Genomic DNA, 15,146 nt, shown 5'->3' on the forward strand with positions numbered 1-15,146 from the left:
TCGGCTATGCGCAAAGTTCGGTTATGCATTCAGTTCGGTTTATGAGCAATTATTAACTTCCATTTTTCAGAATATCAATTTTCAGCATTTGAGTCCGTCCAAGGAGCAATCAGGTATAACGTTTCGCTGCCTGTGGCTGTTGTGGAAGTTCGTAACCCGAGTATTTTCTGCTTTGCAGAAACGTGATTGCGAAACGGTAATTCCACTAAACGCCACAATAGCCACAGACAGCTGTTACCACACGTTTTTTTTATTCGGTTAAACTTCCGCGCCGTTTTTAAGTCGGAGGTAATTTTAAAACAATTCACAAATGAGTTTATATATTTTTCCTAAAGTAATTTCCTCTATTGCTATACCCGAAATTAATAAAACCCAAGGATTAGATAATAACTTCTGGACAGACGATTTTTTATCTGGTTTAATATTAGGTTCAGTAATAACTTTATTTTTAATAGGACTATTACTGAAGTTTGAATCTAAAGATTGAACACCATTATTAACTCCATAATTATTAAAATTATTAGTTATGCTTTTATCCTTATCTAAATACCATTTTTTAAAATCAGGAATAGATTTTAGTTCCATTAATTTAGCAAACAAAAGCCCGTCTGTAATCTCGAACGAGTTATTATTTAGTTTTTTTGAAATTATTCTATACTGTTTTAAAAAAACAATTAAATCATCTGTCTCTGAATCGTTTTGTTTACAATCGACAAATATATTTCGTTTTTCAGCTTCTTTTAAATATTTTATTTGTGATTCAGTCATTTCTAAAATGTGTGGTAACGTTCTGGCACTACAGCGGGTTTGGGATTAAATTAAGCCCTATTTTCGGATTTGCCAAATCATCCAAATACAAAACCATTTTTCAATTAAGCCAATTGCCCAAATCCGTTGTAGTGGCTGTTATGTGATGTTTTTTATTCTAGATTATAATCTCTAAAATACATTTTTAAATTTGTTTTGTCGTATTTGTCTTCACCACGCCAATGCAATACAAAACCCCAGTCATATTTTGCAGGAATTTTTCGATCAAACCGCAATGGTTTTATGATTTCTGCACAACCAAGTATTTCCATTAAAGAAGCTCTTTCGTTTTTGGATTTATTGAAAACGTCTTTTAAATTATCTCTAAAGACACTCGGTGTTTCATTTGCATCTGCATTTTCCAGTTTATGCAATATTTGTTTAAAAATTTCAATGTCTTCTTTTGTTGGAGTAGGGACTATTTCTTTTTGTAATAGTTCAAGGTCTAATAAATTATACAACCCAATTACATGCCTTACACCACCAAATTTAATCCTTTCAAAATTTAGTACATTTAAGTTTATATCTTTTCCGTGACCATAAAGGATTTCGTCAATATTTTTATTTTCCAAAAGTCTTTTTGCATTTGCGAAACTACCCAAACCTGACCGCCAATCAACTCTATTATTAGTTAGACTGCACAAAAAAGCATCGGTTACTTTTTTAAGAGGTATATCAATTAGTATTTGGTTAAGTCTAGAGATGACATCTTCTTTAGAAATACTTATCGAGTCAAACATTAATCCTTTAGATTTTGCGTATTCAAAATCTTCCGGTTCTATTTTATGATTCATTTTCCAACCTTGCGCACTCCAGTAAGTTTTGAGCAATATGTTTTTGGCTTTTTTATCCATTATTTTTGTGTTAAAATATCACATAACTCTTTTATATGCGAATAAATTTAGCCTGTTTTATTCTATATTGGCATGTTATGCGCATGTTTTAGTTTGTGTTGTTGCGTTTTATTGCTATACAAAAATAAAATTATTTCTTACATATCGAAGGGATTGATGATTTTTTGTAATGAATTGCTTGATACATGTGTGTAAATCATAGTTGTTTTTGGACTGTTATGTCCTAATAAATCCTGAATATAGCGTAAATCTGTTCCTGATTCTAACAAATGGGTGGCAAAGCTATGTCGTAAAGTATGCAAACTAATCCGTTTTGTAATTCCGGCTTTTCGGGCTGCTATTTGTAAAACGGCTTGTGCACTTCGGCTGCTATATTGTTCTTTATGCTGACCTTCAAATAAATACAACTGAGGTTTGTATATGCTGTAATATTCCCGTAACAAAAGCAGAATTTTATTAGATAATAATGTATAACGGTCTTTTTTTCCTTTGGCATTCTTAATGTGTATTAACATACGCTGACTATCAATATCGGTGAGTTTCATATTGATGGCTTCACTGATTCTAAGCCCGGCAGAATAGATTAATGCCAGTAATGTTTTGTGTTTTAGGTTGGTAGTAGAATCTATAATTCGCAACACATCTTCTTTACTCAAAATGTTAGGTAAAGTTTTTGCATTTTTAGGACGAAAAATTTCTTCGGGGATTATTTTTCTGGATTCAATAATTTTAAAGAATAATTTTAGTGCGTTGATGATTTGGTTTTGGTAGGAAGCCGAAAGGTTATTTTTTAATATATAATCATTATTGTATAGTATGATATGCTCATTTGTGATTTCGGATATAGGAACTTCCCGGTGAAAAACTAAAAAGGACTTTAAAGCCTCGGTATATGTTTTTACAGTATTGGAGCTATAACGCCTGGAAGTAAGCCAATTACTGAACTTTTGAATTGCTGAAATTCCTTCTTCTGAGGGGAATGATAAATAGGCTGCAGGTATTTTAAAATGTGTTCGGTTCTGTTCATTATCCGGTAAATGCCAGGCTTTTAAGGTTTGGCTCCATTTTGCGCCTTCAAATTGTTTGATGCGATCAATCAGTTTTGTGTTTTTTTCAAAATACACTGCTATTCGAAGTTCCTTTTTATGGTGGATTAATTTGGATGACCAGTTCATTTTTTAAAAATTAAAATAAAGGGTAAATATAAGAATATTCTGCTTTATTTTAATTTGAATTTTGATGGCTGTCATTTTAATTGTAAAACTTTTTGTATTGAAAACTAAAGTTTATTATGAAACCCGATGCCGCATGAGGGATAGCAGCGGTATCTCCCGATTTAGAAAAACAAGGCTTTTTTGCCGTAGTTTTTGTTAATCGGGAATTTAGCGAATAGCCCGACCCGCTTTTTCTGCGGGGCATGCCCTAACAAAATCCGACTTGACAGTTCAAATCGGATGGGTATTAAAGAAAAATAATTTTTAATGGCTGGTAGAAAAGTTTCGTTTCTAATAGGCAAGCATAATCTCCGTCTATTTCACATTGCTGAACAAAGGTTTCTCTGAATTCGATTGTTTAATGAGCACAATAAAATTGTTTAGTTCTATGATGTCGGTGGTCATTAACGAGAGTGATTTTGTTGGTTAGAGTGTTTTTAATCAAATATAAAGAAATCTTGTTATTCAGGTGTCAACCTGAGCGGAGTCGAAGGCTTTTAAACCGAAAGGTCTTTGACTTCGCTCAGGATGGCATTTTGCGGATTAGTAATTACTAATTACTAATTACTAATCTTAGTACCTTAGATACTCTCAATCACACTATCCAGGAATCTTCTCGATTTTGGCATTACTTCGATTCGGTTAAAATCATCTTCCGCACCATAACCCACTGACATGGCAAATAAGGGTTTGAATGCCGACATATTAAGGATTTCCTTGTATTTATCAGATTCAATCCCTTCCATCGCTGTAGAATCCAGACCCAAAGCAATGCTGGCTGTCAAACCAACTCCAAGCGCAATATATACCTGTTGTGAAAGCCATGTTTTCATATCGGTTTCAGATTTACTTGCTCTAATCTGATTGTACCAGTTTCTGCGGGCTTCTGGTAATTCGGTTTCTACAATTTGCTGAAAAGCATCCAGATCATCAGCAACACTAAAAACGACTAGCAGCTGCGCCTGATTTACTTTTTCGGTATTGTGCATCGAAACTTGAGCCAATTGCGCCTTAACTTCTGGATTTTGCACAAATGTAAATTTCCATGGCTGAATATTTATAGAAGAAGGACTTAGGTACAAAACCTCTTTCAAAGCCTCAATTTTTTCCTGCGGGATAGCCTTGTCAGCGTTGTACTTTTTCGCAGAGTATCTTTTTTTCATTAATTCTAAAATATCCATGGTGCTGTATTTTAACGTTTTTTAGTTTTATTGACTGCAAAGTTAAGCTGATAACCTGAATATTTCGACAATTGTGAGCGCAGTTTTGTAACGTAGTATATTTTATTGTTGTTTTTAGGACGGCATTATTCGCTGGTGCTCAGTTTTCTTTCGTTTTCCGTCTGGGGTTTTCCGCTCGCATTCGGTTCGCCCTTGCCGGTTGCAATGAGTTTTTTTAAGCTGTTCTGAATGTAATTGGTCCACGAATCCCTGCAAATATCAAAACATTCGTATTCCGTAACCAGCCCAACATGTGTAAACCTAAGCTCTGTTTTTCCGTCCTTTTCCGTAATTTCAAAAGTTGGTTTTGTGCCTGTCCACTCGGTTTCGTCTTCTGTAAACTTAAAATAGTTTTCTTCTACCAGCCAGACGATTTTTTGATTTAGAATTACTTCTGTCAACTTAATTCTGCATCGGTGAATATCTTCATAATGATAATTAAATTCATCATTCAGTTTTGCCGAATCGCCTTCAATTTCTTCCGACCACCAGCCGCGCACATTTGTTACGGCTTTAAAAACCTGTTCGGGAGACTGGTCGACCTGTAATACGGTACTAAAATCTGATACGCTCATTTGGTGTGTTTTAATGTTGTGATACAAAATTAAAGCTTAAAATTCAATAGGTTAGGGGTGTAAAAGGACAATTTCAGCATCAAATCGGACAATTTGTATGATGAAGTTAAGAAGCAGAAGCATTTATTTTCATCAGCCTCCTTTGTCCTGCTCTGCGCTATATCTCTGCCTGCGAACCCCGCAGCCAGAGGATACCGCTTCGATCAGGGCTAGGATAGAGGTTTCGTTTTTATAAGAATTTAAAAATGAGAAAAAGTATCATTTTATACGTTCATATTCAGATGTAGAGCAATCAACACATTCTTGTCTTAAATAGAGTTTTTTGCCAATAATTTCAAAAGACTGATCAATGAAAGCCTCAGCAGTATCTGAATTCCCTTTATCAATCACAATTACTTTTCGCTTGCCGCCAAATACTGATGGTTTGGTTTGAATAGAAATTTTTTGGGTTTTAGAGAGATTACCATTTATATAAGTTTTTAAAGAAGTACCTGAAAATTCAATAATCATTGTTTGATTTAGCTTTTCAGGAGTTAATGATCCGCCACCAAAACCTCCGGAGGTAAGAAGCCAGTTCCATCGGCCATTTAAATTATTTTTAGACGATACATCTTTATCATCATTACTGCAGGAAATTAGAGCTGCGAAAATCAATAGTAAAGTAAACTTTTTCATGGGTTAAAATTTAAAGATAGTTTACTTAAGAGATATATTTTTTGCTAAAAGGTTGCGTAGTAGTCGATTATATTATGTAGAATGGTTTTTAATTTTGGTTACAATTTCCTCAATTTGCTGCATGTGTGGGGCTATGACTTTTTCTAATTCTAAAGTTCCGCCAAGAATGAGCATTTCTTTTTGTTCAAAACGTTTTCCCAGACGATCGTCCAGCATAATATTTTGCATGCTTTGTGCGATACCAATTTCGGTTAAAAAGTCATTTGAATGACCGGCGGTACAGATTACAAGCCCTAATTTCAATGTTTTCATTTTAGGAAAAGAATCGTTTTGCCCATACGCATAACCTACAGAATATACCCTGTCAAACCACCCCTTTAGCTTTGCCGGACAATCGCTCCACCAAACCGGATACAAAAAAATAATGCAGTCAGCCCTTTCTATCTTGGCGTGTTCTGCCAAAACATCTTTGCAGACAGGAAGCTCTGTTTTTGCAAAACCTTCTCTTTCATATTCGGTTTCAGACAGGTCGCCCTGAAAATTCATTTCGTACAAATCCGAAACTTCAAAATTTAGGTTTTGTTTTTTCAACAAAGATTTCAGGCGTTCAAAAACCTGAAAAGTATATGATTTTTTACTGGGATGGCAGTAAACAATTAGAATATTCATTTTAGGGTGATTAGTTGGTTGAAAATATTATTCGTCTTTAGTCATTACAATCCATTTTCCCTGCTCTTTGGCAATATCAATTAGTTTTTGCCCGTGCTCAGTCATTAAATTCTCCTCGATCATGCGTTCGGCTCTTTCAATGTTGGTTTTGCTCCATTTGCTGGTTTTGGAGTTACGGTGTGAAAAGGTAAGGTAATAACTTTCGGCATCACGTTTTTTGCACAAGCTGTCAATCCAGCCAAAACAAAGCGCCTCTTCAGTAGCTTCAACCAAATTGACGCTTTGGGTTTTACTTTTTTTATGGTATAAAATCAGCCAGACTGATTTTTCTTTCTGATTGTTTTCTGTCAGCCAGTTGCGCCAGTCTTGTCTGGTTGCGGCATAAATTGCTGTTTTTCCGTCTTTAGTTTCCATTTTAATCAACTCTTTGTTTGCTGTAAGATTTCAAGGTAATGTTTGTTGGTCATAATGCCCAGAATGTTTCCAAAAGGATCGACCACAGATGCTGTAACAAACGCCATATTGCCATTACTTCGGTCAATAATAGGTTCATGTACAATTGCCCCTTTGGAAATTAGAGTAGTAAAAGTTGCTTCGAGATCATCGACATGCCAATAGGCAATTGCACCTCCGATGTTTTGTGTTGAATTTTTTGGAGCATAGCAACTGTCAATAATCCCCAATTCATGTTGATAATCTCCAAGTCTGAATTCGACATATCCCGGAACTTTAAAATAAGGCTGAATTTCTAAAAAATCACTATACCATTCTGTTGCTTTCTCAATATCTGAAGCATAAAAACTTATAGTTGATAACCCTCTTAGTACTTTTGATCTTTCCATTTCTTTAAATATTATGTTATTTTCTGTAAAGATAAAATGGTGGTGTGACAACAGTATGTCAGTAGAAAAAAGAATATTACTTTAATCGTTCTAAAATGCCTTTTCGCTTCACAATGTTTTTATAGTCCCACTGAATTTCTCTTGCTTTTTGAAGCCAGCGATTTATATCTTCGGTAATAATTTGACCGGCAGATGTGTAACGAAATTCAGCAGCCTTAAAAGAACCTTCATTTGAAAGAAGTTCTTCATCAAACGTCTGACCGCTCCAAAATAGCAAACGAACGCTGTCTTTAAGTTTGCTGTACCCCACAATTGGATTTCCGTCGAGAAACCAGACCGGATGGGCATGCCATATTTTATTTTCTGCATCAGGCAGGTTTTTAAGAATGATTTCGGCCAGTTGATTACAGATTTCTTTATCTGTACTGTTTTGTAAATTGTTATATTCCTGAATAGCTATATTCATAGTAATTGCTTTTTGAGTTGTAATTAATTGAATATATTGTTTCTGTTAGCTGTATTAGTTTGTATTGATTCACTAAATTACTCTTTTTATTTCAAAAATGGAATGCTGTTATAAAATGATGCCGCATGAGGGATAGCAGCGGTATCTCCCGGTTTAGAAAAACAAGGCTTTTTTAGCCGTAGTTTTTGTTAATCGGGAATTTAGCGAATAGCCCGACCCGCTTTTTCTGCGGGGCATGCCATAAAAAAAATCCGACTTGTTTTCACAAACCGGATTTCTTTAAATTGAAAATTATATGTAACCGTAAAACGGTGTATTATTATAAGTGAATTACTTCGCCGTAAGCATCTGCAACCGCTTCCATAACCGCCTCGCTCATCGTTGGGTGAGGGTGGATCGATTTTAAGATTTCGTGACCTGTAGTTTCCAGTTTACGGGCTACAACTGCCTCAGCAATCATATCTGTAACACCTGCACCAATCATGTGGCATCCTAACCATTCTCCGTATTTCGCATCGAAGATTACTTTTACGAATCCGTCAGCATTTCCGGCAGCTTTTGCTTTTCCTGAAGCTGAGAACGGGAATTTACCAATTTTTAATTCGTATCCTTTTTCTTTAGCCTGTTTTTCAGTCAAACCAACAGAAGCAATCTCTGGAGTTGCATACGTACAACCCGGAACGTTTCCGTAATCGATTGGGTCTACGTGTAAACCTTTGATTTTCTCCACACAGTTAATTCCTTCTGCAGATGCTACGTGAGCCAAAGCCTGACCCGGAGTAACGTCTCCAATGGCGTAGTAACCTGGAATGTTGGTTGCATTGAAAGCGTTTACTAAGATTTTATCACGGTCTACAGCAATACCCACTTCTTCTAAACCGATATTTTCGATGTTTGTTTTGATTCCAACCGCAGATAGTACGATGTCTGCTTCAAGAATTTCTTCTCCTTTTGCCGTTTTTACAGTCGCTTTTACACCAGCTCCTGAAGTATCTAATTTTTCAACAGAAGAATTAGTCATTACTTTGATACCCGCTTTTTTCAAAGATTTTTCAAATTGTTTTGAGATGTCTTCGTCTTCTACCGGTACAACGTTTGGCATAAATTCTACAATCGTAACGTCTGTTCCCATTGAGTTATAAAAATGAGCGAACTCAACTCCAATTGCTCCGGAACCTACGATAATCATAGATTTTGGTTGTGTTGGCAAAGTCATTGCCTGACGGTAACCAATTACTTTTACACCATCCTGAGGAAGGTTTGGTAACTCACGTGAACGGGCTCCTGTAGCAATGATAATATGGTCTGCGCTGTATTCTGTAACTTTATTGTCTTTGTCTGTAACGTCCAGTTTTTTTCCTAGTTTAAGTTTTCCGAAACCTTCAATAACGTCGATTTTGTTTTTTTTCATCAGGAAAGTAACTCCTTTGCTCATTCCTTCTGCAACTCCACGGCTACGCTGAATAACTGCAGGGAAATCTTTATCGAATTCAGAAACTGTCAATCCGTAATCAGATGCATGTTTTAAATAATCAAAAACCTGAGCCGATTTTAGTAATGCTTTTGTTGGGATACATCCCCAGTTTAAACATACACCACCTAAGTTTTCTTTTTCAACTACGGCTACTTTAAAGCCTAATTGTGATGCTCTGATAGCTGTAACATATCCGCCCGGACCACTTCCTAAAACAATAACGTCGTATTTCATTTTTTGCTTTTTTTATTTGTTATTTGTAAAAATGCAGTCGCTAACGCTCGTGTCATTTTTTTGGTTTTTTAGTTTTACTATTGAAATTGAGGCTTATTTTTCCGAAACTCTTTTCCAATTATTCACGATTATTTTGTGCTTGCGAATTTAAGAATTTATTTTAAAAAAACACTTGCAAATTTGTTTTTACCAATAGAGGTTTTGGTCTTTTCACAGAAAATGAGTGAATTGTTAATTGTAAATTGTGAATTATGAACTGTAAATTAAAATTTCGCATATAATTGTCAGGCTGAGCGGAGTCGAAGCCTCTGTAGTTGGGTAGCTCTTCGACTCCGCTCAGAGTGACAGCTGTTTTCAAATTCAAAAAACAAATTCAAAAATCAATTGAATTATCAATTATCAATTCACAATTCACAATTCACAATTCACAATTAAACCTTTACATGCCCCCAGTTTTCACCGCTGGCAATACGTCTGATCTGCATTTCACTTACACCAAATTGTTTGGCAATCATTTTAAGTCGGGTTTTTTGTTCCGGGCGGGCTAATATTTTTTTGATCAGCATGACTTTGGTGGTAGTCAGTTTTCTGCCGTCTGATTTTATATTGTGTTCTATCAGATTCTTTTTGGCCTGAATAACGTGTGGGCTTTTACGGCTGTGCGCTATCATTTCGGCTCTGGTGGCCCAACGAAGGTTGTTCACATCGTCATTGTTTCGAACATAATCCAGATGAAGTACATACGTTTGTTCTTCGGATTGTTTCGGAATAAAATATTGGGCAACTAATTTGTATAGAAAAAGGTATTTGTTGACAATTTTATCACCTTGTCTGATTTTGAATCTGAAGGTTGGGTAGCCATCGCTTAAACCTCCTTTTAAAAGACGGCCATTTTGTATATCGTCTGTATAACTAACTAATCTTCCTTTGTTTGAAATCGCATATTTGAATTGTAAAGACTCATTGATTTCTATTTCTTTAAATTCTTCATTTGGATAAAATCTAATCTGTGGCATATTCTTTTACATTTGAAATTCTAGCATCCCAAAGATACAATTTCAAAGAAAAAACGAAGCTATCTATTTGATTATGAGTGTGTTTTTTATGATTCTTATAACAGTGTTTTAACATTTCTGAAAAGAGATGTCTCTTTTTGCAGGTTAATTAGCCACCGAAAATTGAGAATCATACAGGTTTTTGTAATATCCGTCATTTTTATTGAGTAATTCCTGATGTGTACCCTGCTCTACAATCAAACCTTTGTCCATCACTATAATTTTATCAGCATTAACAATAGTGGCTAGGCGGTGCGCAATGATGATTGAAGTTCTTCCTTTTGTAATCGTTTCAGTAGCACGCTGAATCAGTTCTTCAGAATACGTGTCAATAGATGAAGTTGCTTCGTCCAAAATTAAAATACTCGGGTTACTCACATACGAACGTAAAAAAGCAATCAGTTGGCGTTGTCCGGAAGAAAGCATTACACCGCGTTCCTTTACATCAAAATCATAATTATCGGGCAGACTCATAATAAAATCATGTACACCGATTTTTTTTGCAGCATCCAAAACTTGTTCACGGGTAATCTCTGGATTATGTAAAGTGATATTGTTAAAAATAGTATCGGCAAACAAAAACACATCCTGTAAAACCACAGCAATTTGTTTTCTTAACGACGCAAGTGTATAATTTTCGATATTATGGCCGTCAATAAAAATACTGCCACTGCTGATTTCGTAAAATCGGTTCAGCAAGTTAATTATAGTCGATTTTCCTGCACCTGTTGAGCCTACAATAGCAATGGTTTGTCCTGAAGTTACAGATAAATTGATTCCTTTTATGACTTCTTCTTCCGGAATATAACTAAAACGAACGTCTTTGAATTCAATGCTGCCTTCAAAAACAGGAGCGTCAATTGTCCCCGTATCCTGTATGTGATCTTCTGTGTCTATAATATCAAAAACACGGTTAGCGGCAATCATTCCTAACTGCATTTCATTGAATTTATCAGCGATTTGCCTTAATGGATTAAAAAGCATTCCGATAAACATTGTATAGGAGAATAAGTCACCAAATGTGGTGAAATGATCTCCGTTTAAAATTTTAAATCCCCCAAAAACGACAACAACTCCTAAAGTGATAGATGAAATTATATCAGCAATAGGGAAGAAAATCGAGTTGTACAAAATAGTTTTAATCCAGGCCACTCTGTGTTTGTCATTTATAACCCTGAAATTTTCAGCTTCGATTTTTTCACGGTTAAATAGCTGTACGATTTTCATTCCTGTTACACGTTCCTGAACAAACGAATTCATGTTGGCAATCTGTGTACGTACTTCTTCAAAAGCAACCTGCATTTTGCGCTGAAAAATTCGGGTAACATATACCAGAATTGGCATGGCTAACACGACAATCCAGGTCAGTTTCCAGTTCATATAAAACATAAAAATCAGTACAACAAGCATTTTCATCAAATCACTGATAATCATAAATAATCCCTGACTGAAAATACGTGCAATCGATTCAATATCCGAAACAGACCGGGTTACCAGCTGTCCCACCGGAACCAAATCAAAATACTTCATTCGGAAACTTAAAATATGTTTGAAAAGTTTGTTCCGAATATCTTTTACAATATCCTGTCCAAGCCAGTTCGCCCAATACACAAAATAAAACTGAGAGAACACCTCCATCAATAAAACTACTCCCATCAGGATTATATACATTAACAACCCGTATTTATCATGCGTTTTAATGTAACCGTCAACAGTTTGTTTCAGTAAATAGGGACGAAGAGCAGCAAAAATCGATAAGGATATTGCAAAAACAATAACGCCGTAATAACGCCATTTGTAAGGTTTAGTATATTTTAGAATACGTTTGAATAATCCGGTGTCAAATGCTTTTGCTTTCATTTATTTTAGGAGCTGTTTCCTGCTTTACACTTCAATCTTTTATATTTTTAAAGAAAAAACATAAAAGGATTTCCGTTGCAATCAGGGCTATTTTATGATGTAATCGTAATAAATATCGGTTAAATACAAACCATGTGCCGGAACCGAAAAACCAGCTTTCTCTCTGCTTTTGCTCGCAATGATATTCTCAAAATCAGTCAGTGTAATTTTATGTAAACCTATATTAATTAAAGTTCCCACAATTGCCCGGACCATATTTCGTAAAAAACGATTGGCCGAAATCGTAAAAACCAGTCTGTTTTTTTCCTGCTTCCAGTATGCCTCAAAAACCGTGCAATCAAATGTGTTGACATCTGTGTTAACTTTAGAAAAACACTGAAAATCGGTATGTTTCAGTAAAATCTGTGCTGCTTCGTTCATTAAACCCACATCCAGTTTCTGATTTACATACCAGCTCAATCCTTCTAAAAACGGATTTTTAACTGTATTAATATGATATTCATACGTTCTTTTGGTAGCATCAAATCGACAATGGGCCTCAGCATGAACCGGAATTAGATTATAAACTGCTATATCCTTCGGTAAATACGAATTGAGTTTGTGTACCAAAATCGAAATATCTATTGATTTTTCTAAATCAAAATGCCCGTACATTTCAGAAGCATGAACACCTGTATCAGTTCTTCCGGCACCCATAACATTTATGTCCGAATTTAATAAAACGGAAAGTGCCTTATTTAAAGTTTCCTGAACAGAAGATGCATTGGGCTGAAACTGCCAGCCATGATAATGTGTTCCGTTATAGGCAAATTGAATAAAATATCTCATTGGAGGTACTGAGGTTTTGAGGTGCAAAGGTACAAAGGTTTTTTTTAAAAGTTGTTAAGGTTATGAGATACTAAGGTTATGAGCTTTGTAGTAGAGGCAGACTGCTGTGTTTTACATTTGATTGTCAAATTGTATCTATTATAATTTAGGTAAACATTTTGCACAAAAAATTAAAATCGATTATAATATCCCAATAAAATCCAAAAACAAAAAGTATAAGTTATAGTGTTTTAGAATTTCAGAACCTTTGTTAAAATCCTAAAAAAACCAAAATGCAAATCATAGTTTGTTCAGTTAAAAATCGTGTCAGAAATTGACAATTCCAACGATAGAATTAAAACCATTTTTTAACATTTTTAATAAGAAAAACTCAAATGTTAATTTTAAAAGTTTTTCATTTTAACATTTACGATTTCTCCTATGTTTGTAGTATTAAATATCAAAAACTATGAATGAAATTACTTCTTACTGGTGGATAATTTTAATTTTATTTGCCATCGTTTTTTACAAATTTATTTTGCGTGTTTTCTTCGGAATGGTTATCGTTCCTGAGGATAAAATTGGTTTAGTAACCAAAAAATTCGTTCTGTTTGGTGCAGACAAATCATTGCCTGACGGCCGTATAATTGCCACGAAAGGCGAAGCGGGTTACCAGGCAAAGACATTGGCTCCGGGTTTATACTGGGGAATGTGGATCTGGCAATATTCAATCGATATGACCGGATTTACATTAATTCCTGAAGGGAAAATCGGATTAGTTTTAAGTAAAGACGGAAAAGAAATTCCAACCGGAAGAATCTTAGCCCGAAGAGTAGAAAGTGACAACTTTCAGGACGCAACTGCCTTCTTAGACAATGGCGGTCAGAAAGGGCGTCAGACAGCATTTATCACAACGGGATCGTATCGTATTAATACGTTTTTGTTTGAGATTGTAATTACAGATCAAATCAAGATTTACGAAAACATGATTGGTATTGTAACAGCTCTGGATGGTGAACCAATTCCTCAGGGTCAGATCGCGGGTAAATTTGTCGAAGGTCATAATAATTTTCAGGATTTTGACAAGTTTCTGGAGCATGGCGGAAATCGTGGTTTACAGCCTCAGGTCATGCTGGCGGGTTCTTATTACATCAATACCTGGGGAATTTTAATTGAACAAAACCCAATGACAGATGTACCAATTGGTTATGTTGGAGTTGTGATTTCTTACATTGGAGAAGACGGGCAGGATGTTACGGGTGATACCTTTAAACACGGAAATATCGTTTCGAAAGGACAGCGAGGTGTTTGGATGGAACCTTTTGGCCCTGGAAAATATGCCTTAAATAAATACACCACGAAACTTGAACCGGTTCCTACTACGAACTTAGTTTTAAACTGGGCTAATGCACGAAGCGAATCACATGATTTAGATAAAAATCTTTCGACAATTACGGTTCGTTCAAAAGACGGTTTCCCGTTCAATCTTGATGTGGCACAAATTATTCACGTTCCTGCAAATGAAGCGCCAAAAGTAATTGCACGTTTCGGAAGCATGAATAACCTGGTCTCTCAGGTTTTAGAGCCAACAATTGGAAACTACTTTAGAAACTCGGCGCAGGACAGTGATGTGATTTCGTTTCTGACAACCAGAAAAGAGCGTCAGGAATCTGCTAAGAATCATATCAAATTAGTTCTTGATGAATATAACGTAAATGCAGTAGATACCCTAATTGGAGATATAGTACCGCCAGATTCGCTAATGAAAACGTTAACGGACAGAAAACTGGCAGAAGAAGAGCAAAAAACATATCAAACTCAAAAACTAGCACAAGAACAGCGTCAGGGTATGGAAAAAGAAACGGCAATTGCTGATATGCAGAAAGAAATTGTTCGCGCTTCGCAAAGTGTTGAAATCGCACAGCGTACTGCAGATGCTACAGTTAAGAAAGCTGAAGGAGATGCAACAAGTTTAAAACTGAATGTAAACGCAGAAGCAGAAGCTACAAAAATGCGCGCAAATGCTGAAGCTGAAGCAACAAAAGCAAGAGCAGGAGCACAGGCCGAAGCTACCAAATTAAATGCTAGTGCAGAGGCTGAAAGAATCTCAAAAACGGGTTTAGCTGAAGCTGAAAAAATTATGGCAATTGGTAAATCGACTGCCGAGGCATATCAGCTTCAGGTAAGTGCAATGGGTGGTGATAACTTTACCCGTTATAAAGTAACCGAAGAAATTGGTAAAGGAAATATCAAAGTAATTCCGGATGTCCTGATTTCAGGAAATGGAGGTTCTGATGGTTCGATCAGCGGTTTGCTAGGTTTAAAACTAATGGAAATGATGAATACCAAAGATTTAAAAGACGTTAAATCCCAAAATCCTAAAAAGCAATAAAT

The 15,146-nt window shown here is 35.7% G+C and carries 16 protein-coding genes; 2 read left to right on the forward strand and 14 right to left on the reverse strand.

Annotation, left to right across the window (positions count from 1 at the left end):
* A partial coding sequence (locus AAEO57_RS09355) for a hypothetical protein (protein WP_341691920.1) occupies positions 1-262 on the forward strand: 262 nt, incomplete at its 5' end.
* A 32-nt stretch (positions 263-294) separates the two neighbouring features.
* Here the strand turns inward: AAEO57_RS09355 and AAEO57_RS09360 are convergent.
* From AAEO57_RS09360 to truA, 14 genes are all read right to left on the reverse strand, one after another.
* Complete coding sequence (locus AAEO57_RS09360; RefSeq protein WP_341691922.1) at positions 295-768, reverse strand: hypothetical protein; 474 nt, start codon at positions 766-768, stop codon at positions 295-297.
* Between the two features lie 152 nt (positions 769-920).
* Positions 921-1,661, reverse strand: a complete 741-nt coding sequence (locus tag AAEO57_RS09365; RefSeq protein WP_341691923.1) for a hypothetical protein — start codon at positions 1,659-1,661, stop codon at positions 921-923.
* Between the two features lie 137 nt (positions 1,662-1,798).
* Positions 1,799-2,836 (reverse strand): tyrosine-type recombinase/integrase, encoded by a 1,038-nt coding sequence (locus AAEO57_RS09370; RefSeq protein WP_341691924.1) that lies wholly within the window; start codon positions 2,834-2,836, stop codon positions 1,799-1,801.
* Positions 2,837-3,456: 620 nt separating this feature from the next.
* A complete protein-coding gene (locus AAEO57_RS09375; protein WP_341691925.1) occupies positions 3,457-4,056 on the reverse strand; it encodes a nitroreductase family protein in 600 nt (199 codons plus the stop codon).
* A gap of 125 nt (positions 4,057-4,181) precedes the next feature.
* Positions 4,182-4,670: an SRPBCC family protein gene (locus AAEO57_RS09380; protein ID WP_341691926.1), complete on the reverse strand. Its 489-nt coding sequence runs from the start codon at positions 4,668-4,670 to the stop codon at positions 4,182-4,184.
* A 258-nt stretch (positions 4,671-4,928) separates the two neighbouring features.
* On the reverse strand, positions 4,929-5,345 hold the full coding sequence (locus AAEO57_RS09385) for a hypothetical protein (RefSeq protein WP_341691927.1): 417 nt from the start codon (positions 5,343-5,345) through the stop codon (positions 4,929-4,931).
* A 72-nt stretch (positions 5,346-5,417) separates the two neighbouring features.
* Positions 5,418-6,014, reverse strand: coding sequence for an NAD(P)H-dependent oxidoreductase (locus AAEO57_RS09390; protein ID WP_341691928.1), 597 nt, complete (start codon positions 6,012-6,014; stop codon positions 5,418-5,420).
* 27 nt (positions 6,015-6,041) lie between these two features.
* Positions 6,042-6,428 carry a YdeI/OmpD-associated family protein gene (locus AAEO57_RS09395; RefSeq protein ID WP_341691929.1) on the reverse strand — a complete coding sequence of 129 codons (387 nt, stop codon included), beginning with the start codon at positions 6,426-6,428 and terminating at the stop codon, positions 6,042-6,044.
* Positions 6,429-6,433: 5 nt separating this feature from the next.
* The gene (locus AAEO57_RS09400) at positions 6,434-6,856 is read right to left on the reverse strand and encodes a VOC family protein (protein WP_341691930.1); all 423 of its coding nucleotides are present in this window, start codon (positions 6,854-6,856) and stop codon (positions 6,434-6,436) included.
* Between the two features lie 76 nt (positions 6,857-6,932).
* Entirely contained in the window at positions 6,933-7,322 is a 390-nt protein-coding gene (locus AAEO57_RS09405; protein ID WP_341691931.1) for a DUF1801 domain-containing protein, read from the reverse strand.
* Positions 7,323-7,641: 319 nt separating this feature from the next.
* Positions 7,642-9,030 (reverse strand): dihydrolipoyl dehydrogenase, encoded by a 1,389-nt coding sequence (gene lpdA, locus AAEO57_RS09410; protein ID WP_341691932.1) that lies wholly within the window; start codon positions 9,028-9,030, stop codon positions 7,642-7,644.
* Positions 9,031-9,461: 431 nt separating this feature from the next.
* Positions 9,462-10,046 carry an NUMOD4 domain-containing protein gene (locus tag AAEO57_RS09415; RefSeq protein WP_341691933.1) on the reverse strand — a complete coding sequence of 195 codons (585 nt, stop codon included), beginning with the start codon at positions 10,044-10,046 and terminating at the stop codon, positions 9,462-9,464.
* Between the two features lie 144 nt (positions 10,047-10,190).
* The gene (locus tag AAEO57_RS09420; RefSeq protein ID WP_341691934.1) at positions 10,191-11,945 is read right to left on the reverse strand and encodes an ABC transporter ATP-binding protein; all 1,755 of its coding nucleotides are present in this window, start codon (positions 11,943-11,945) and stop codon (positions 10,191-10,193) included.
* A gap of 87 nt (positions 11,946-12,032) precedes the next feature.
* Positions 12,033-12,773, reverse strand: a complete 741-nt coding sequence (gene truA / locus AAEO57_RS09425; protein WP_341691935.1) for a tRNA pseudouridine(38-40) synthase TruA — start codon at positions 12,771-12,773, stop codon at positions 12,033-12,035.
* A gap of 448 nt (positions 12,774-13,221) precedes the next feature.
* Here truA and AAEO57_RS09430 point away from each other — a divergent pair, with 448 nt between their 5' ends.
* Positions 13,222-15,144 (forward strand): SPFH domain-containing protein, encoded by a 1,923-nt coding sequence (locus tag AAEO57_RS09430; protein WP_341691936.1) that lies wholly within the window; start codon positions 13,222-13,224, stop codon positions 15,142-15,144.
* The last annotated feature ends 2 nt before the right edge of the window (positions 15,145-15,146 follow it).

It is taken from the genome of Flavobacterium calami, assembly GCF_038290035.1.
Taxonomy (GTDB): domain Bacteria; phylum Bacteroidota; class Bacteroidia; order Flavobacteriales; family Flavobacteriaceae; genus Flavobacterium; species Flavobacterium calami.